The organism is Paenibacillus provencensis (assembly GCF_042678545.1).
GTDB classification, from domain to species: Bacteria; Bacillota; Bacilli; order Paenibacillales; family Paenibacillaceae; genus Paenibacillus; species Paenibacillus provencensis.
This window is the reverse complement of record NZ_JBHTKX010000001.1, coordinates 2,327,466-2,346,961: the sequence shown is the minus strand read 5'-3', so window position 1 is coordinate 2,346,961 and position 19,496 is coordinate 2,327,466. Positions and strand designations below refer to the sequence as shown.

Annotated in this window: 20 protein-coding genes and 1 other RNA gene; 12 read left to right on the top strand and 9 right to left on the bottom strand. The window is 43.3% G+C overall.

The features are described 5' to 3' along the window. Nucleotides 1–220 precede the first annotated feature (220 nt). A complete protein-coding gene (locus tag ACFQ3J_RS11260) occupies nt 221–1,249 on the top strand; it encodes a tetraprenyl-beta-curcumene synthase family protein (RefSeq protein ID WP_091159041.1) in 1,029 nt (342 codons plus the stop codon). Between the two features lie 23 nt (nt 1,250–1,272). Then, entirely contained in the window at nt 1,273–2,244 is a 972-nt protein-coding gene (pfkA, locus tag ACFQ3J_RS11255; RefSeq protein WP_091154781.1) for a 6-phosphofructokinase, read from the top strand. Between the two features lie 59 nt (nt 2,245–2,303). On the opposite strand, the gene ACFQ3J_RS11250 is transcribed toward pfkA, so the two are convergent. From ACFQ3J_RS11250 to ACFQ3J_RS11240, 3 genes are all read right to left on the bottom strand, one after another. Continuing rightward, nucleotides 2,304–3,674, bottom strand: coding sequence for an MATE family efflux transporter (locus ACFQ3J_RS11250; protein WP_251581730.1), 1,371 nt, complete (start codon nt 3,672–3,674; stop codon nt 2,304–2,306). A 190-nt stretch (nt 3,675–3,864) separates the two neighbouring features. After that, entirely contained in the window at nt 3,865–4,053 is a 189-nt protein-coding gene (locus tag ACFQ3J_RS11245; RefSeq protein WP_170862358.1) for a hypothetical protein, read from the bottom strand. A gap of 184 nt (nt 4,054–4,237) precedes the next feature. Beyond that, a complete protein-coding gene (locus ACFQ3J_RS11240) occupies nt 4,238–5,059 on the bottom strand; it encodes a YitT family protein (RefSeq protein ID WP_170862359.1) in 822 nt (273 codons plus the stop codon). A 320-nt stretch (nt 5,060–5,379) separates the two neighbouring features. Here ACFQ3J_RS11240 and ACFQ3J_RS11235 point away from each other — a divergent pair, with 320 nt between their 5' ends. Then, a complete protein-coding gene (locus ACFQ3J_RS11235; RefSeq protein WP_091154789.1) occupies nt 5,380–6,954 on the top strand; it encodes a DEAD/DEAH box helicase in 1,575 nt (524 codons plus the stop codon). Nucleotides 6,955–7,064: 110 nt separating this feature from the next. Here the strand turns inward: ACFQ3J_RS11235 and ACFQ3J_RS11230 are convergent, their stop codons facing one another. Further along, complete coding sequence (locus tag ACFQ3J_RS11230) at nt 7,065–7,202, bottom strand: hypothetical protein (protein ID WP_170862360.1); 138 nt, start codon at nt 7,200–7,202, stop codon at nt 7,065–7,067. A gap of 299 nt (nt 7,203–7,501) precedes the next feature. Here ACFQ3J_RS11230 and ACFQ3J_RS11225 point away from each other — a divergent pair, with 299 nt between their 5' ends. The 3 genes from ACFQ3J_RS11225 (at nt 7,502) to ACFQ3J_RS11215 (ending at nt 9,196) form a co-directional block, all read left to right on the top strand. Then, entirely contained in the window at nt 7,502–8,290 is a 789-nt protein-coding gene (locus ACFQ3J_RS11225; RefSeq protein ID WP_251581728.1) for a YesL family protein, read from the top strand. Between the two features lie 121 nt (nt 8,291–8,411). Then, a non-coding RNA gene (gene ssrS, locus ACFQ3J_RS11220) (6S RNA) lies at nt 8,412–8,602 on the top strand. Nucleotides 8,603–8,800: 198 nt separating this feature from the next. Next, nucleotides 8,801–9,196, top strand: a complete 396-nt coding sequence (locus ACFQ3J_RS11215; RefSeq protein WP_076311347.1) for a DUF1499 domain-containing protein — start codon at nt 8,801–8,803, stop codon at nt 9,194–9,196. Nucleotides 9,197–9,275: 79 nt separating this feature from the next. Here ACFQ3J_RS11215 and tpx read toward each other — a convergent pair whose 3' ends face one another. Next, a complete protein-coding gene (gene tpx, locus ACFQ3J_RS11210; protein ID WP_091154795.1) occupies nt 9,276–9,794 on the bottom strand; it encodes a thiol peroxidase in 519 nt (172 codons plus the stop codon). 99 nt (nt 9,795–9,893) lie between these two features. Here tpx and ACFQ3J_RS11205 point away from each other — a divergent pair, with 99 nt between their 5' ends. After that, nucleotides 9,894–10,508, top strand: coding sequence for a rhomboid family intramembrane serine protease (locus ACFQ3J_RS11205; protein ID WP_091159043.1), 615 nt, complete (start codon nt 9,894–9,896; stop codon nt 10,506–10,508). A gap of 90 nt (nt 10,509–10,598) precedes the next feature. Continuing rightward, complete coding sequence (locus ACFQ3J_RS11200) at nt 10,599–11,510, top strand: LysR family transcriptional regulator (RefSeq protein ID WP_091154798.1); 912 nt, start codon at nt 10,599–10,601, stop codon at nt 11,508–11,510. A gap of 25 nt (nt 11,511–11,535) precedes the next feature. On the opposite strand, the gene ACFQ3J_RS11195 is transcribed toward ACFQ3J_RS11200, so the two are convergent. Both ACFQ3J_RS11195 and ACFQ3J_RS11190 read right to left on the bottom strand, forming a co-directional pair. Further along, on the bottom strand, nt 11,536–12,204 hold the full coding sequence (locus ACFQ3J_RS11195; RefSeq protein WP_091154800.1) for a zinc metallopeptidase: 669 nt from the start codon (nt 12,202–12,204) through the stop codon (nt 11,536–11,538). 35 nt (nt 12,205–12,239) lie between these two features. Next, nucleotides 12,240–12,668, bottom strand: coding sequence for a MerR family transcriptional regulator (locus ACFQ3J_RS11190; RefSeq protein WP_091154803.1), 429 nt, complete (start codon nt 12,666–12,668; stop codon nt 12,240–12,242). 417 nt (nt 12,669–13,085) lie between these two features. On the opposite strand from ACFQ3J_RS11190, the gene ACFQ3J_RS11185 reads away from it, so the two are divergent. Together ACFQ3J_RS11185 and ACFQ3J_RS11180 are read left to right on the top strand one after the other, a co-directional pair. Beyond that, nucleotides 13,086–14,171 carry a DUF294 nucleotidyltransferase-like domain-containing protein gene (locus tag ACFQ3J_RS11185; protein WP_091154805.1) on the top strand — a complete coding sequence of 362 codons (1,086 nt, stop codon included), beginning with the start codon at nt 13,086–13,088 and terminating at the stop codon, nt 14,169–14,171. Beyond that, complete coding sequence (locus ACFQ3J_RS11180) at nt 14,168–14,905, top strand: exonuclease domain-containing protein (protein ID WP_091154807.1); 738 nt, start codon at nt 14,168–14,170, stop codon at nt 14,903–14,905. The genes ACFQ3J_RS11185 and ACFQ3J_RS11180 overlap by 4 nt, the downstream gene beginning before the upstream one ends. Here ACFQ3J_RS11180 and ACFQ3J_RS11175 read toward each other — a convergent pair. Then, nucleotides 14,891–15,316, bottom strand: a complete 426-nt coding sequence (locus ACFQ3J_RS11175; protein WP_251581726.1) for a Mov34/MPN/PAD-1 family protein — start codon at nt 15,314–15,316, stop codon at nt 14,891–14,893. The two genes, ACFQ3J_RS11180 and ACFQ3J_RS11175, sit on opposite strands and share 15 nt — an antisense overlap. A gap of 264 nt (nt 15,317–15,580) precedes the next feature. On the opposite strand from ACFQ3J_RS11175, the gene ACFQ3J_RS11170 reads away from it, so the two are divergent. Next, nucleotides 15,581–16,141, top strand: a complete 561-nt coding sequence (locus ACFQ3J_RS11170; protein ID WP_251581724.1) for a TlpA family protein disulfide reductase — start codon at nt 15,581–15,583, stop codon at nt 16,139–16,141. Nucleotides 16,142–16,204: 63 nt separating this feature from the next. Here the strand turns inward: ACFQ3J_RS11170 and cimA are convergent, their stop codons facing one another. Continuing rightward, nucleotides 16,205–17,821 carry a citramalate synthase gene (gene cimA, locus ACFQ3J_RS11165; RefSeq protein ID WP_091154813.1) on the bottom strand — a complete coding sequence of 539 codons (1,617 nt, stop codon included), beginning with the start codon at nt 17,819–17,821 and terminating at the stop codon, nt 16,205–16,207. Between the two features lie 337 nt (nt 17,822–18,158). On the opposite strand from cimA, the gene ACFQ3J_RS11160 reads away from it, so the two are divergent. Beyond that, nucleotides 18,159–19,439: a DNA polymerase IV gene (locus ACFQ3J_RS11160; RefSeq protein WP_251581722.1), complete on the top strand. Its 1,281-nt coding sequence runs from the start codon at nt 18,159–18,161 to the stop codon at nt 19,437–19,439. The last annotated feature ends 57 nt before the right edge of the window (nt 19,440–19,496 follow it).

Sequence of the window (19,496 nt, the reverse complement as noted above, 5' to 3'; positions counted from 1 at the left end):
AGTGGCATGGATTTTGAGAACTATTGTTTCTAAAAAATGTATCCGCTTTAAATGGTAATATGGACTTTTACCTATCGTTTATTTGTACAAATTCACATGTCATATTATAATGATAATGGTTTGAACAGGTATGAATATGTAGATAACATAGTGGAGGCACCGTTATTTGATTAAACAAAAACAACATAATCGCAATGTTCCACGGGGGCCCATCGGATTGATGAATCGGGTGTATAAATATATACTGCCTGAAGCAAGAAAAGAGCTTAGACTAATAAAGACGAGAGCAGAACAAATTTCTGACCAGGAGCTTAGAACCCAGGCGCTTGCAAGCATAGCAAGCAAACAGTTCCACTGTGAGGGTGGCTCAATTTATGCAGCTGTTAACTTGCCGATGCGGAATGTGCTCATTCCTCTTATCGTTTCTTATCAGACGATTAGTGACTACCTGGACAACTTATGTGATCGGAGCACTTCCATGGATGAAGGAGACTTCAGGCTGTTACATAAATCAATGCTTGATGCAGTTAATCCTGAAGCGGAGCTGTCGAACTATTACGCTCTACGTGAAGAACAGGAAGATGAAGGATATTTGCATAGCCTGGTACTTACGTGCCAATCCTGCATAAAGAAGCTGCCGGGTTACGTTCAAGCACAATCTTATGTAACGGATCTAGCTAGTCTGTATGTAGATCTGCAGGTGTACAAGCACATTCATCCCGAGCTTCGCGAGAAAGCCTTGCTTGAATGGTGGGAGCTTCACAAGCACCGCACGCCGAAGCTGAACTGGAATGAATTCGCAGCAGCCACGGGTTCCACACTGGGAGTATTCATGCTATTCCTTGCTGCTTCAGACCCGCATCTTGATGATGATGGAGCTTCCTCCATACATGCTTCTTATTTTCCGCATGTGACGGGACTGCACATCATGCTGGATTATTTGATTGATCAGGAAGAAGACAGGCAGGGCGGTGATTTGAACTTTTGTAATTATTACAAAAGTGAGAATGAGATGATTGAGCGTATTGCCTACATTGTTGACAAGGCACAGGAGGATGTTTCAGTTATCCCTGCAAGCTCATTTCATCGTATGATCATTGAAGGGTTGCTTGCCCTGTATTTATCTGATCCTAAAGTCAGTGAGCAGCAGGAAGTTCGTTCCGTATCCAAAAGGTTGCTGAAGAACAGCCCTGTCACAAGGCGCTTTTTTCTAGCAAATTCCAAATGGATTCGTAAACATATGTATTGAGAATTAAGAGGAGGAAGTCATTCATGACAGCAGTCAAAAGAATCGCAGTATTGACGAGTGGAGGAGATTCGCAAGGGATGAACGCGGCTGTTCGTGCCGTAGTTCGTAGCGGTCTGTATTTTGGTTTGGAGGTTTATGGTATTCAGCGTGGATATCAGGGCCTTCTGAACAATGATATTTTTCCGATGGATCTGCGCAGTGTAGGGGATATCATTCAGCGTGGAGGAACGGTTCTTCAATCTGCCCGCTGTAAAGAGTTTATGACGCTTGAAGGACAGCAGAAGGGTGCAGATGTGTTGCGCTCGCGTGGTATTGACGGTCTCGTAGTTATCGGTGGTGACGGGTCTTATCAAGGCGCTAACAAGTTGAGTAAGCTGGGCATCAAAACAATGGGGCTTCCAGGAACGATCGACAATGACATTTCTTTTACAGACTATACGATTGGTTTCGATACAGCGGTCAGCGTTGTAGTGGATGCAGTGAACAAGCTGCGCGATACGATGTCTTCTCATGAACGCTCCTCCATTGTTGAGGTTATGGGACGTCATTGCGGTGATATCGCGCTGCATGCAGGACTTGCTTCCGGTGCGGAAACAATCCTTGTACCTGAAGTACCGTTCGATATGGATGAAGTAGCTCAGCGTATGCAATCGAATTTTGAGCATGGCAAGCGCCATAGTATTATTATCGTTGCTGAGGGCGTTGGTAAAGGTGAGGATGTAGCCAAAGAGATTATGGCTCGCTGCCCATCATATGAGCCGCGTGTTACGGTGCTTGGACACATCCAGCGCGGTGGTACTCCGACTCCGTTTGACCGCAACCTTGCAAGCAAATTAGGTGATTTTGCTGTACGCAAGCTGATTGAGGGCGAATCAGACAAGGCTTGTGGGATCATTAATAATCAATTGACACTTACTGATATTGATCTTGTTGTGAATACGAAGAGTTCCATTGATATGGATATGTATGAGCTAGCGATTCGTCTTTCTCAATAACACAAAAAAAGCTGATTCGAACTACCTCTCACGGGTAATAACGAGTCAGCTTTTTTGATTTAACCTACGAATTCACGATTTGTCTTTGCGTTGAATTTACGCTGAACCGCGATCAGTCTCCACATTAGAGCCACAGCGCCGACCGCGAGACCTACGATAAATCCGATCCAATATCCGTAAGGACCAAGTTCTGTAAAGGTAGCTGTTAAATATCCGACAGGCAAACCGATCAGCCAATATGCGACTAAGGTAATGAAAAATGCAGGGTTCACGTCCTTATATCCACGTAAAGCGCCTTGAACCGGTGTTGCAACAGCATCAGAAATTTGGAAGAAGATAGCATAAACGAGAAAATGCTGTATTAGTGCAATGACGGTTCGGTCCGAAGAATAAATTCCAGCCACTTGTTCACCATACACCATTAGTATTATCGCGGTTACAAGTGAAAGTATCACTGCAGAACCGATACCGATATTGCTGTATGTTCTCGCATCTTTTGCCCGTTTTGCTCCAGCTTCGTATCCAACAAGGATCGTTAAAGCCATGCTAATGCTTAGCGGGAGCATATACAGAGTTGAGGCGAAATTCATGGCGGCCTGATGCGCTGCTATGGTGTTGGTGTCAAACTTGCTCATAAGCAGCGTAACGGCAGAGAAGATCGAAGTTTCAAAAAAGATGGCAAACCCGATGGGTACTCCAATCTGCATCAATTCTTTCCATTTGCCGATCGAAATTTTATGTCGTTCACGAAATAGGCCATACTGAGCAAACGGTTCGATCCGATGAACAAAACATATAGAGATGATAAAAATAAACCAATAGGTCACTGCCGAGGCAAGGCCGGCACCAATGCCCCCAAACTGAGGAACACCTAAATTTCCAAAGATGAGCAAATAGTTCAGCAGAATATTGACTGGCAATGAGATCAGGGTAATCATCATCGTAATTCGGGTTTGTCCCAGAGCATCCATGTAATTCCGGAGTACGGTGTATCCGAACAAGGGAACGATTCCAAAGGCCATGGCAGACAGATAGTAGAGGGCTACCTCCTCGACCCTTTGATCCAGCTTCATATACTGAAGAATAGGATTTAGTATTATAATGCCGGCAGCAATAATCAGTATGCCAAGAGCTCCAGCAAGATACAGAGCCTGTAATACATTATACTGGACTTTATTTTTCTGTCCGCTTCCCACAAGCTGTGAGACAATGGGGGTGATTCCCATTAAAATTCCGCTTAGTCCAGTTTGAATAGGTATCCACAGACTGCTTCCAATGGCTACCCCGGCCAGATCCACCGGACTAAAATGTCCAGACATGTTCGTGTCAAAGAAAGTCATGGCCGATAACGAAATTTGTGTGATGAGTATTGGAAGCAATATAACTAAGAATTGTTTCCATTTTTGAACGGTGGTTAGTGTCTGATTCATATGTTGATCTCCAGGGGATATATTATAGTTCACGTATTGAACGCACGCCCAAAAAAATATTTTAAAACATAACGTTTGATTTGAACAGATTAATTTAATAAGGGTGGAGGAGAGGGAGCGGATAAGCATTAAAAAAACCGCTCCCCCGGCAGCAATGCGACCGAAAAAGCGGTGGTTAAACTTATAAAGATTATTGAAGATAAGAGTCGTCTTGATGCTCGCAGATGCTGTATTGAATAATTTCCATTGCATCTTCTGCTTCGAGTAATCCGAAACCATCCCTCAGCACAATGAATGAGTTCAGTTCGTTCTGCCGCAGGGTCGGAAGCATTTCAGGATACCACTTCATGACGATTTCTGACAGTTTTACCCTTTCCATTTCCACATTAATCACCCTTTCCTAACTAAGAATCATTCGAGAAGAATCATTCATTGCCTCGGAAAAGCCAGTTGCCTGTGAAATACCCGGATAAAAAAGGTCTCATGAGAAGTTTTGCGCTTAATAGGAACGACGCACCATTATTATATCACAAAAATAATTAAAATTATACTTGACAGATTATCTAGTTTCTTCTGAATGAGCCCATTATTCCTACCGTTTCCACGATGTTGACAAAAGCGTTGGGATCGGTAGTTCTAATGATCTGCTTCAATTCATCGAGCTCGTATTTGGTGGTAACCGTCATAAGCATGTCTTTTTCATGATCAGTAAAAGCACCCTGGGTCTTGATTTTGGTTACACCTCTTTGTCTTGGTAACAATTGTTCAAGCATTTTATCTGTCTCATTGGTAACGATAAATAGCGTAACCTTCACATGCCCAATATGAATCAAATCAAGCACTTTACCAGTAATGTAGATGGAGAGTACCGAGATTAGCGCGATATTCCAGTCATTGTTCAAATAACCGGCGAGCAAAATAATAATCCCGTTCATGACGGCAATGACGGCTCCTACTGGAAAATCACGAAACCTTGTAATAATGGACGCGACAATATCAAGACCGCCGGAGGAGCCGCCGGCACGAAATGCAAGCCCTGTTCCAGCTCCAATAAGCACACCACCGAATACAGCAGAAGTTAACTGATCATGAGCAATTGCAGTAACGGGCAGCATATTTAACATCCAGGTCGTTGCAATAACGTTTATGATGCTGAAGCTGATAAATCTGCGGCCCAGCAAGAACCACCCTGCAATGAGCAGTGGAATGTTAAATACGAAATACATGACATTAAAGTTTAGTGGAGTAAAATATCCGATGAGCATAGATATACCAGATATTCCTCCGCTAAGCAGCTCATGAGGCAGCAGAAATAGGTTGAATCCTGCTGCAATAATAGCACCGCCTAGAAATACGATTAGCGATTTTGTAGTTAATTTAAGCACCAATTTCACCTCAGAAGTATCATACTATATTGATTACTGGTAATTGTAAATTGTTTTGTGATATAATATTTTGTGGATGTTCTTGAGTAGATCGCCTTTTTTCGCAAAAAAGCATGTTTTGTTTCAGTAAGTTTCAATAAACATCATATGTAGTTTAGACGATTCGGGAGAGAATCTATTCTCTCTATAGTGAAATTGTGAGATCATGCAATCCCATATCTATCGTGCATGATGGGACAGCCTATATATTAACGCTACTTAAGAATACAGAGAAATGAAGTGGATTACTGTCCACCATAATAGAAGGAGTTTGAATAAATTTGACAACTTTCTCAGAATTTAATTTGGAACCTAAGGTTCTGCAGGCAATTACCGAACTTGGATTTGAAGAAGCAACACCGATTCAAGCAAAATCCATCCCTGTTGCTCTCGCTGGCAGCGACTTGATTGGTCAAGCTCAAACAGGTACAGGTAAAACCGCAGCCTTTGGTATCCCTCTTATCAGCAAAATTTCCAAAACAGATGAGAAGATCCGTGCGCTGATCATGGCACCAACTCGTGAGCTTGCCATCCAAGTGGCAGAAGAGATTGAGAAGCTATCCCGCTTCAAAGGTATCCGTACACTTCCTATATACGGCGGTCAAGATATCGTTCGCCAAATTCGTGCATTGAAGAAGAAGCCTCAAGTTATTATCGGTACACCTGGTCGACTTCTTGACCATATCAACCGTAAAACCATCAAACTTGAAGATGTACAAACTGTCGTGCTGGATGAAGCAGATGAAATGCTGGATATGGGCTTCATGGAAGACATTCAGTCTATCTTGAAGCAAGTTCCGGATGACCGTCAGACAATGCTGTTCTCTGCAACGATGCCTCCTAACATCCAGAAGCTCGCTCAGCAATTTTTGCAAAATCCAGAACACGTATCTGTTATTCCAAAGCAAGTAAGTGCACCACTCATTGATCAAGCTTATATTGAGGTGCCTGAACGTCAGAAATTTGATGCGCTCAGCCGTTTGCTGGATATGGAATCTCCTGAGCTTGCGATCGTATTCGGTCGTACTAAACGCCGTGTGGATGAATTGTCTGAAGCGCTGCAAAAACGTGGTTACTCTGCAGATGGGCTTCATGGAGACCTGTCTCAGAATCAGCGTGATAACGTAATGCGCAAATTCCGTGATGGAAGCATTGATGTGCTCGTTGCAACGGATGTTGCAGCACGTGGTCTAGACGTGTCTGGCGTGACTCATGTTGTTAACTTCGATCTTCCTCAAGATCCGGAAAGTTATGTACACCGTATCGGCCGTACAGGTCGTGCGGGTAAAGAAGGATCTGCATGGTCATTTGTTACTCCTCGTGAGATTGACCACCTGCATTTCATTGAGCGTGTAACACGTCATCGTATCCCGCGTAAACCGCTTCCTACACTTGCTGAAGCGATTGAAGGCAAACAACGTGTTACAGCTGAACGCCTTCTGGAAATTGTACAAGGCGGAGAGCTTAACGAATACAAAGGTATTGCTATTCAACTATTGGAACAATATGATTCCGTACAGCTCTTGTCTGCATCGCTTAAACTGCTTACAGGTGACAAGAAGGATGCCGCAGTTGAATTGACTCCTGAGGATCCAATCCGTGCTAAACGCCGCAAACCAGATGTTCGTTCTAGCGGACGTAAGCCTTCGGGCGGTTATGGTAACCGTACTGGCGGTGGATATAACAGAGGCGGCAGCGGAAATAAAGGTGGATACGGTAATCGTAAAGATGGCGGAAAAGAAGGTGGAAGCGGTGGTTACAATCGTGACCGCGACCGCGATCGCAAATCCCGTCCATTCAGTAACAATAACGAAAATCGCAGACCAAGCCGTCGTGACGACAGCTCGTTTCAATAAACAATAACAGACAAGACGAAGCGTTTAATGCTTCGTCTTTTTTTTAATTAGAGCTCGGATGGGACTCTTCTCCAGGTGCTGAACTACAGGTGCTGAACTACATGTGATTATTAATAGAAGAAAGTTCTGGAAATGATGACAAGCAGAATGAACAATACGAGAATTGTTCCAATAGAAAACCATCCATCGGTTCCACAGCCAGTGGAAACACCACCAACCTGACCTCCGCATCCGTATCCATAGGACATTGCATTCCCTCCTTTACAAAGTGAAGTGGCTCATCGACTACGTAATATCCTATGGTAGAACTGTACCTCTTGATTAGACGCCAGCCCATGAACCATGAAATCAAGTTGATATCTTGATCATCCCTTCTAAAGGGTGTATTTAAGTGGAGATTTCAGCGTTGGTCTAGCTTTTGCGTGTGGTTATGCTGTATAGTTATAGTTAGGTTATGTTAATTTGAATTAGCGAGGGATTATCACCTAAGATGATGCATGCAGACGAGAGAACGAGCTTCGTGCATGTGTTAAGGAGGAGGCGTGTTTTGGAGTTTAAGGGAGCTATGGGTGGTATATATCGCCTGACGGAGTGGATTACAAGATTCGCGGCATCGAACCTATTGTGGGTACTGTGTGCCTCGCCATTTTTCTTCTTTTTGGTGCTCAAGGTTCTTGTTATGGGACAAGGAATGACGAACGAATCCATTCAAATGAACTGGGCATTGGGTATTGTGGCACCGTTTACATTTTTCCCTGCGACATCTGCTTTGTTTAATGTAGTTCGCAAATGGGTCATGGGTGATACAGATGTACCAATTATGAGAACATTTTTTACAGGATATAAGGAAAACTATAAGCAAAGCATGATCGGTGGTGTTTTCTATACGCTGCTGGTAGTCATTATGTATTTGGATTATACGGTTTATATGACTCAGTTTCAGAACCTTCAGTTAATTGGAATTATCATGTTGATTCTGCTGCTGCTGCTATGTGTGTCGATGTTTAACTTCTTCTCGATGGTTGTCCATTATCATATGTCCATTGGTATGATCATTAAAAATGCTGTACTGATTACTTTGATACGTCCGTTTCGTGTGTTTTCATCGTTGCTTGGCGCCGGCTTATTGTGCTACATCGGCATGCAGTACCCTGCACTATTCTTTTTCTTTATTGGAAGTCTGATTGCATGGTTCGCCTTCTTTAACTTCTATGCCACTTTCACTAAGATGCAGGAGCAGGCAGAGAAGCTGCAAGCCAGTCGTGAAGAAGAAGGAAAGACACAGGAGAGGGATTCAACAGAGGCGGACTCCAAGGCACAGGACATTACAAAATAACGGCAGTACAATGGGAATCGGTATCATAACTGTTTGGAACGTTGAAATTGATGCCTAGCAAGAATTTTAGCAATTGCTGATCATACATTTACTTTTTTGTAGAATAGCGATATAATGTTTCTACATCCTGCGATGTTCGTTTCGGTTATTCGTTGTTTTGAACCAATGACTATGTCTCGGGAGATCAACACGAAATGCGGCTGACATGCCCTGTCTATATGACATGGGGACTTCATAAACATTTCTGCGGTCACCCACCTGCTACAGCAGGTTCAGAAGACAATATAATCGGACGGCATTAGCGGGTTTCCTTTTTGGATGACATTTAGAGACATCTCACACGTACTCTACATAAGGGTGCATTTGGGGATGTCTTTTTTGTTGTTGTCAGCATAATCAGCGAATATGTGTTTCCTTACTGAGGAGTACATTATCTCTTTAGTTAAGGAGTTAACAATGATACACTAAAGAGAGAATAACGGTACGGCTACATACAAAGGAGGAAGGGTCTTGTCACTCAAAAGAACACTTGTCGGCATTGTTCGCAGTATGGAGGGAACAAGTGACCGAGCTAAGGATCCAAAGATGAAGACGCGCTATTATAACTTGTCCAAGGATAAGGCATGGGAAGAAATTTCATCGCTTATGAAGAAGGTCCCTGGATTCAAAGTTCTTCATGAAGTGCCGTCAGTCGGGGAAATTACGATGGAGAAGCGCACATCTTTTGGACGTACGCTAGATATTACCGTGTCAATCATTCAGGTCACACCTGTTCGAAGCGCCATTGATATTTATTCTGCTTCAAGAGGTTCGCTTGGTGATCTGGGGTCCAACTATCGTATTATTCTTCAGTTGTTCGATATCATAGACAAGAAGATCGGCAAACACAAGGTTGTAGGCGAGTAAGACCAAAAAAGCGAGATAAAGGTAGGTCCTTTTCTCGCTTTTTGCATGTGATGTGTTGCTATCGTATCCTCTGCGTTAATTAGAGCAGTTCTTTAACAGCTGCAATTGCTGCTTCGTAATTTGGATGCTCTGACATTTCAGGCAGGTATTCCACATAAGTTATTTTGTCTTTAGCATCAATGACAAATATCGAGCGCATGTTGAGCTGGAATTCTTTGATCAGTACGCCATAAGCCAGACCAAAGGACTTGGACTTATAGTCAGATAAGGTAATTACCTTATCTACTCCTGCTGCACCACACCAGCGTGCTTGAGCAAATGGAAGGTCGACACTAACGGTGAGGACTACGACATTGTCGCCCAAACCAGCGGCTTCTTCATTGAAACGACGAGTCTGTGTATCGCAGACCCCTGTATCCAGAGAAGGGACCACACTAATCAGTTTGATTTTGCCCGCATAGTCGGACAACTGCACTTCTTCGAGCAGATTCTTATTCAGAGTAAAATCCGGTGCTTGATCACCAGCCTTAAGTTCCGGGCCGATCAGCGTAATGGGATTTCCTTTAAAAGCTGCTACACCTGTACGTTCTTGAGTCATCTATTATGTACCTCCTTGAGATTGGTGATCTTTGACACTATCTATTATAATCTTTATAGGAAGCTCGTGTCCAACACAGGACAATGGAAGGATGAGGCCATGATTTTTTTACGTTATGAGAACTGGAAAGGGTATTTGCGATATTACCCAATAACTTCAATATTGCTTGCGGCGAATATTATTATGTATGTGGTGCTGTTAATAGACGGCGGGCCGAATACTGCGCTTACTCTTATGAAGTATGGTGCGCTCACCAATATTCCACCATGGAATGAAGAGGTATGGCGGTTGTTTGCTTCTATGTTCCTTCATTCTGGTTTTTCCCATCTCTTATTTAACTGCTTTGCTCTATTGGTATTTGCGCCACCGCTTGAACGGCTCCTTGGGTTCTGGCGGTATGCGATACTTTATATTGGAAGTGGTTTGGTAGGGAATATCATTTCACAGGCTTACTATAACAATTTAACGAATCCAACCCTGTCCATTGGGGCATCAGGAGCGATCTATGGAGTATACGGGGCATTTCTCTATATCGTTCTGTTTCAACGCCATCTAATGGATGATGCATCGAGAAAAACCATTTATACGATTCTCGGGTTTGGTATTATTTTTTCACTGGGTGTGGCGAATATCAATATGGCTGCACATCTAGGTGGACTGATCGGCGGTTTTTTCCTTTATGGTTTGATAATCAGACTGTTAAAGCGCCGTTGATTCATACTGGAGGTCATGATACATTAAAGACATGAACTTTTTCTATGGAATTATTTGGGATTGTTTTAGCAGATTGGAGCGATTGAACGAGTGGAACTTAGACAGTTGCAATACTTTTTAAAAGTTGCACAGAAAGAGCATGTAACGCAGGCTGCGGAGGAATTGCATGTGGCACAATCCGCAGTAAGCAGGCAAATTCATCATCTAGAGGAAGAGCTCGGAATCGACTTGTTCATGCAGAAAGGGCGTAATCTTCAGCTGACCCCTGTCGGGCAATTGTTTTGTAAAAGAGTTGAGGGTATTCTGAAAGATCTGGATCGAGCTGTTGGAGAGGTTCATGAATTTCTTGATCCGGAAAAAGGAGAGATTCGAATTGGCTTCCCACACAGTTTGGGTATTCATTTGATTCCTACAATCGTTTCAGAATTTCGCAAGCGCTATCCTAACGTTAAATTTAAATTCAAGCAAGGGATGTTCCCGACTTTAATTAGAGATGTATTATCTGCCGAGGTTGATCTCGCTTTTGTGTCCCCGTTCCCAGAGAAGCATGATCAAATTGCAGGGGATATTGTATTGACAGAAGAATTATTTGCCATATTACCTCAGAACCATCCGCTTGCTATGGAAGAATCGATCACTTTAGATCAACTGAGAGAGGATAAATTTATATTGTTCAGTAAAGGGTACTCTCTTAGACCCATTGTGTGGCACGCGTGTCTGGAGGCAGGATTTACACCTCGAATCGCTTTTGAGGGTGAAGAGACAGATACCATTCGAGGTCTGGTTGCGGCTGGAATGGGGGTAAGTGTATTGCCAGAGATGGCTTTATTTCAGACGAATCCGCTTCAGCCCGCAAGAGTACGCATTAAGAGCCCGACGGTAACAAGAACGATAGGGCTCATCCACCGTAGCGATGAGAAGCTGCCGCTAGTGGCACAGTCATTTCGATCCTTCTTACTCGACTATTTTGGACTAGATAATAGCAAAACCCCGGTCAAATAATTGACCGGGGTTCTTTATGCTGGTTCTATTCGCGGTTGCTAGTAAAAATACCGATGTAGCGAATAAGTTCAAGTAACGAAATCAGTGCAGCTGCTACATAAGTAAGAGCTGCGGAGTTAAGCACTTTGCCTACGCCACGTTCTTCTTCACTTCGTACATACCCTTCTTCGACGATAATACGTCGAGCCCGGTTACTGGCATTAAATTCGACTGGTAGTGTGATTAGCTGGAAAGCTACTGTTACTGAGAAGAAAATAATACCAAGACCAATCAAGTTAAATGCATTGAAGATAAAGCCTGCAAGAAGAAGGAAAGGAGCAATTCCTGATGCAAAGTTAACGATTGGGAAAATCCGGTGACGAAGGGCCAGCATAGGATAATGCTCTTTGTGCTGAATCGCGTGACCGACCTCGTGAGATGCAACGGCTACAGCGGATATGCTTCTTTCATAATACACTGGCTCTGATAACCGAACAACACGATGGATCGGATCATAGTGATCTGATAAGGCGCCTCTTACAGGTTCAATCGGAATGTCATGCAAACCGTTCGTGTCCAGCATATGTCTAGCTACATCATAACCGGTTAATCCGGTTGAGTTATCTACTTTAGCCCATTTCTTAAATGTCCCTTGAACGCGGAATTGCGCCCAAACCGACAGTATGATGGCTAAGATCAGCAATACAAACATCATTTACACCATACCCCCATACTTCTATTATGATGAAATTACATCATGGAGCTCTCGAGCATAATTTTTAAAGCTTCCATGCAAGCAGCACTCTTGGTAAGAAGAGCAGTTACTACCTTACGTTGTTGAGCTGGCTTCATTTCCTGAAGAAGAGGCTTGAGCTCATTCATTTCACGTTCAAGCTGCTCTACATGAATTTCTAAGCTGGTAAGCTTGCTCGTTACTTGTTCATTAGCCGATACATTGCTCCACTTATCTAAAGAAGTCTTAATCTCTTCGAGACTATATTTCTCTAGTTTCATCTGGATAATACGTTCAATTCGGTTTAAGGTTTCACTATTATATAATCTATAATTTTTTTGAGTACGCTGCTCTGGAGTAATCAATCCGAGCTTCGTATAGTAGTCAATTGTACGTTCGCTGACACCGGCAGCCTTTGACAATTCACCGATTCGATACAGCTTCATATCCCCATCCCAAAACACTCACCTTTCCATATAACTCTACATAAACATGATACATGATCTGGAACCATACAGTCAAACGTGACGCTTTTCCGGTAAGCAAGAGTAATAACGTTGAATTTCATATCCTCAAGAGGGAGACATCCTATTAAAAAACTCGTTTAAAAATATCCTTGTCAATATATTGACGTTCTTTTATAATTGCTATGGAAATAAATTTTTCATTATATGTTACTTAATATAACATACATCTATACATAAACAAGAATGCTTTTATTTTATATGTAAAATACTGCTAAATTTTGGTGCCAAGCGCAAGCTTAACTCAGTTTGTCGAGTCATCTTACACAATAAATAGAACGACACCTTTTCGGCCTATCATGGTATGATGAAGAGGAACACGTCTAGGGGGACAGATCTATGGAACCTCTGAAATCTACGGGCAAAGTTTCATTCTTATTGGATGATTTGAAGAAAGTGCAATCCGTACCCGCACTGAAACAAGCTCGAATGCAGAAGCAAGAGGAATTGCAAGACCTAGCAGCAAACGTATCTTTGATTGAATGGTACCAGATGGTAAATGATTTGCATGATTATATTGCTAGACAAGTCATTGAAATATGTGAAAACGAGATGGAAGCGGAAGGTTATGGGCGTCGGCCTGTCCCTTATGCCTTTGTTGTATTTGGGAGCTCTGGCAGAGGCGAGGCTACACTGTGGAGTGATCAGGACAACGGTATGATTATTAGTGACTTGCCTCATCCAGATAAGGAGGCTTACTTCCAGGAGCTGGGCATTCGGATATCCAATTCACTGGAGGCGGTAGGTTATGCCAAGTGTGAAGGAAAGGTAATGTGCTCTGAGCCTTTATGGAGACGTACGCTTGACTCATGGAAGCACCAGCTTGCGGATTGGACGGATGATTTGAAGTGGGAGCCTGTTCGATACTTGATCATTGCTGCGGATCTAAGACATGTAGGGGGTGACCATACATTATCAGAGGATTTCCGCAGTCACTTTGGCCAATTGTTCCAATCAACGCCAGATCTTGCCTCGGCAGTGTTGCGAAATACGGTAAAGCATAAAGCAACCTTGAATATCCTCGGGCGGGTCGTAACCGAAAGATTTGGGGAGCATGCGGGCGGATTTGATATTAAATACGGCATGTATATTCCACTCGTTAACAGTGCCCGCTATATGGCCTTACTTAATGGCTTGAAGGATACGAATACGATTAAACGTCTTACCAAGCTCGCCAGGCTTGAAGCGGTTCCTCTTCATTTTGTGGATGCATGTGAGGATGCCTTTAAGATTGCTTTAAAGCTTAGGAGAATTACTGAAGTTGAAGATGAGAATGGTATTATTTCGAGCAGTGGCTATATAGGAGAAGAACAATTAAAACAAAGAACGATTCTGTACGAGCTTAGGGAAGGTTTGAGTACAGTGAAGAAAGTGCATCGAAACCTACAGCGACAGCTTCGATTTGTGGAGAGGAGACGCTCATGAAAGACCCGGTAAGGGGCAATAACGGTTTTTGGAACTCGTTTAGGCAGGGAGGGGTGCCCTCGGCAATCGCTTCTATGCTCGGCGCCCCTACCGCACAGCAGATGGCCTTTTTACGTTCATTGATGCGAGAGAATCGTAAGCCTGAAGCGCTTAGAACACCTTTATCCGAGCTGGATGCTGTTGTATTCGATCTGGAGACGACAGGCTTTGCGCCACAACACGGAGACGAAATCTTATCCTTCGGTGCAGTTCGGGTAGTAGGCGGTGAGATCATAGAAGATGAGCAATTCTATACGCTGGTCAAACCAAAAGTCCCTATACCAGAACATATCACCGAACTGACGGGCATTACACCTGATATGACTCATGATGCTCCGCCTATATTGGAGGGACTGCATGACTTTATGTCTTTTGTCGGTGGACGTGTTCTGGTAGCTCATGCAAGCGCGCATGATAAATCCTTTTTGAATGCGGCACTATGGAAGACTTCTAGAGTTAGACTTAGTCATCGGGTTATTGATACGATGATGCTGGCCAGATGGCTTGAGCCTCAGCGGAATGGATATGGACTTGATGAATGTCTTGAATCTCGAGGGATTCCCATTCACGGAAGACACCATGCGCTTAAGGATGCAATGATGACGGCCCGCTTATGGGGTTGTTATTTGGATGATATCGCCGAGATGGAGGTTCATACCTTATCCGATTTGTATGATCATTTAAGTCATGCTTAGGGAAGATTCGGTAAGAGTCAGCTTCTCTTCATCTTTCCGGATAGTGTAACCTCTGAGCTCCATATGCTTCTTATCGTACGTTAGTGAGCCAATGAGGTATACTTGGAGCAATGCGCCATATTGCTGGAGTGATTCCAGATCATATGGCGAAGGACAAGGTGCTGAATTAGGATGGCTATGAAACAGGCCTATTAGATTGGGAGTCCCAAGTACATGGTTAATCCAGATTCCCGGATCCAGCTCAAAGTGGTGTAATGGGTTAGGTGCGGTGTTGGGGACCGGAATATATTGAAGCAGGCGGATGACTTGATGCTGATCCATATCACCGAGAAGTATGCCGCATGCTTCATAAGGATACTTATCAAGCAGGTGCCTCTCCAGAGCCGTAAATAATTCTTGTGTAATAATCATCTAGATTCTCCTCATTATTCGAATCAATCTCAAGAAATTCACTGAGAACGATTCATTCGCTGCAATTTTATACTTTTTTGAGAAGGCTCCCTTCGCAGGAGCTTTTTTTATTTTACTTAGGCCGTTCTTTTATGATTGGATTGATACAATCTTCGGAAAAAGGGTAGAATGATAAAAAATACTCTATATACTCCTGATTGTAGCAGCTCAGGGTATTATGAAAATGATTCCATTACTTTATAATAACTGAAAAGGGACGGACAAATGAAACGTAACCTATACATTATAGTCGGAGTATTGCTGCTCTTTGGCATTGCTATATGGCAATCCGGTGTAGGAGCAGGCCTAATTCAGCTTCAATCCGTATTTCAGACAGAAGAACCAATGCCAACAGAAGTAGGAGCAAAGGCCGGGATGCTTGCACCTTCTTTTCAACTGAATGGAATGGAAGAAGGCACATATGAAGTAGGGGGTAAGCGTGAAAAACCATTGATGCTGAACTTCTGGGCTTCATGGTGTGAGCCTTGCAAGATGGAGGCGCCCACGCTGAATCATATATCTGCAGCTTACAAAGATGAGCTTGATATTTACGGGATTAATGTTACCAAATATGACAGTGAAAAAGATGCTGCTGAGTTTGTTGATACCTTTCATGTCAATTTCCCAATCCTGATGGATACGGACGGCGCAATCTATGATTTGTACAAAGGTATGGCATTTCCTACCAATGTATTGATTGATGAGAATGGAGTAATTCAGGAAGTTATTCTCGGTATCCTGTCAGAAGAAGAGCTCGAAAATAAAATCAAGGATCTGCTGAAGTAATCCATATAGACCATATAACATAAACAGGCTGCTGACGATCTCAGCAGCCTGTTTATGTAGATCCTAATGATTGACCATTCCTTGTGCCAATGTATCCGGCTCTATAATCTCTAAGGGTACTTCGTTCAGCAGAGCATATCTAAAGCTGTCGACGAGTGCTTCCCAGCTGGCTTCAATGACATTCTCCGATACACCGATCGTATTCCAGCCATTACTGAAGTTCTTTGATTCAATAAGTACTCTTACTTTTGCAGCCGTCGTATCCTTATCATCAAGCACCCGAACTTTGTAGTCAGACAAATGCATTTCCTGTAAAGAAGGATAGTACGTGACAAGGGCTTTGCGAAGCGCATTATCCAGTGCGTTTACAGGCCCGTTGCCTTCGGCTGCTGTATAGTGGCTTCGACCGCCGACACTCAATTTAACAAAAGCTTCAGATACGACGGGTTTGCCTGCGGTTTTCTCAACAAGCATTTTGAAGGATTCAAAGGTAAACAGTTCCTTGACTTCTCCATTGGCCTCCCGGATCAGAAGCTCAAGTGAACCGTCAGCTCCTTCAAATTGATAGCCCTGATGCTCCATATCCTTAATTCTGTCAATCACTTGGCGTGAGTGGGAGCTGAAGGGATCAAGTTCAATGCCCAGCTCCTGGGCTTTGGATATAATATTACTCTGACCGGCCAGTTCGGATACAAGAATCCGCTGCTTGTTCCCGACTTGCTCTGGAGCAATGTGCTCATAAGTGCGAGAATCCCGCAAAATGGCCGATACGTGTATGCCTCCTTTGTGAGCGAACGCTGCACTGCCTACATAAGGCTGATTCACCGGCATATTAACATTGGCGATTTCACTGACATAACGTGAGACATTCGTAAGCTGTGCCAGCTTGTCTTCCGCAATACAATGGTAACCTAATTTAAGCTGCAGGTTCGGGATCACAGAGCATAAATTGGCATTACCGCAGCGTTCTCCATAACCATTCATCGTTCCCTGAACATGTCTGGCCCCGGCAGAGATGGCGGCTAGTGTGTTGGCAACTGCTAATTCGCAATCGTTATGGGTGTGAATGCCAAATTTTGCTTCCGGAAGATGAGAAACAACGGCTCGAACGATTTCCTGAATTTCATGAGGCATCGTTCCTCCGTTCGTATCGCACATCACGAGCCAATCCGCACCAGCTTCATAGGCTCTTGTCATTACGGATAGAGTATACTCTGGGTTGTTCTTGTAACCGTCAAAAAAATGCTCGGCGTCAAAAATGACTTCTATACCGTTTCGTTTCAAGTAATGTATCGAATCATAAATCATGTTGAGATTCTCTTCCAAAGTCGTCTGCAGCGCCGTATGAACATGAAAATCCCATGACTTGCCGACCAGCGTAGCTGCCTTAGCACCGGATTCAATAATTCGGTTCAAGTTAGCATCGGTCTCGGCGTTTCCGCCCTTCCGGCGAGTACTGCCAAAAGCAACAATCTTCGATGTTAATCCCAATTCTTGAACACGCTTAAAAAATTCAATATCTTTCGAATTGCTTCCTGGAATTCCGCCTTCAATGTACTCAACGCCCAGAAAATCGAGCTTTTTGGCAATGTTCAGCTTATCATCAACCGATAGACTAATTCCCTCCCCTTGCGTACCGTCACGAAGTGTCGTATCGAAGATTGAGATGTTCTTAGACATGTTGATCCCCCTTTGGAAGTCCTCTAAAACCGTTTTTAATTGTTTATTATAGCAGTTCTCACCTGGAATGTAAGATGGAAATTTGATAATTTATAATTATAAATCATAGGATACAGAATAGTTGTATTATTTGAGGACTTTGCATAATCCCAAAACCTTAATAAATTTATAAATTTGAATCAAGCAAATACTGTTATTATATAGAATGAGCTACATTCTTTCATTATTCTATAGGGTTTCGGAAAATTCAATCTAATAGTCAATGTGGCTTTTTATGTTACTGATGATCAATGATCCAAAATAAACAATATTCAGAATAAAAAAGAGGGTACGTGATGTGAGCAACGTTAAAGATTACTATCCTGCGAATGGACGTGTTATTTTGCATGTGGATATGAATGCTTTTTATTGTTCGGTCCATGCCGCAGAAGAACCTCATTTATATGCAGGCAAACCAACGGCTGTCGCAGGAAGCAGTGAGCAGCGTAAGGGTGTAATTGTCACATGTTCATACGAGGCACGGGGTCGTGGAATCAGCACGGGAATGGTAGTTAATCAAGGACTCCGCCAGTGTCCTGAGCTAATTGTCATTAAACCTGATTTCAATTTGTATCGAAAATACTCTAAGGCCTTCATGAGCATTGCTTATGAGTATACTCCTCAGCTTGAGGCCACCTCGATTGATGAATGTTATCTTGATATTACCGGCTCCAAGCAATTTGGAACACCGGTGGATATTGCAGAGACGATTCAAAACAGGATTAACGAGGAGCTGGGTATCCCATGTTCGATTGGAATCGCCCCCAATAAATTGCTGGCCAAAATGGCATCAGATATGAAAAAACCGAATGGGATCACGGTGCTGCGTCTGCGGGATGTCCAGAATAAATTGTGGCACAGACCGTGTGGAGAGTTATTTGGCATTGGCCGCAAAACAGCAGAGAAGTTGCGCAAGATCAATATCCATACCATTGGAGAGCTCGCAAACGCAGAAGAGAGCTTGCTGCGGGATTACTTTGGAGTGCTCGGATCGTGGATGAAACAGGCGGCTCATGGAATCAGTGATTCTCAGGTGAGTCCGGTGAGAGAACCGAACAAGTCCATTGGTCACACCACAACGCTTCCGGAAGACATCTCTAGCGAAGAGGACATCAATCGTGTGCTTCTTAATATAAGCGATCAGGTTACACGTAGACTTCGCAGGCATGCCATGATGGCAGAAGGGATTCAAATTACGATCCGCACGCCTGATATGAAGACGATTACTCGCTCTCAAATGCTGCAAACGCCGACCGATCATGAGCAGGATATTTATAAAGGAGCGACAGCACTCTTCTATCGGCAGTTTGGAGCAGGCAAGCCGCTTCGACTGCTCGGGATTACACTGCACAGCTTGATTCCAAAGAGTGAATCCGCAATACAATTGGACCTGTTTGACTATGAGCAGCAGTTCAAGCGAGAGTCCTTAACCCATGTCATGGACGAACTTCGAAATAAGTACGGAGAGAATGCAGTGCTGACAGCGGGCATGCTTGGAGATGACCCTTCGGTACTGATCAGAAACTACAAAGAACGTGGTACTTCCTTGCAAAAAGACAATCTTCCTAGACCTGAATAGGGCGGATTATAAAAGGTATAATAACCCAAAATGGATTTGTATTTGTTTTCACTTTGT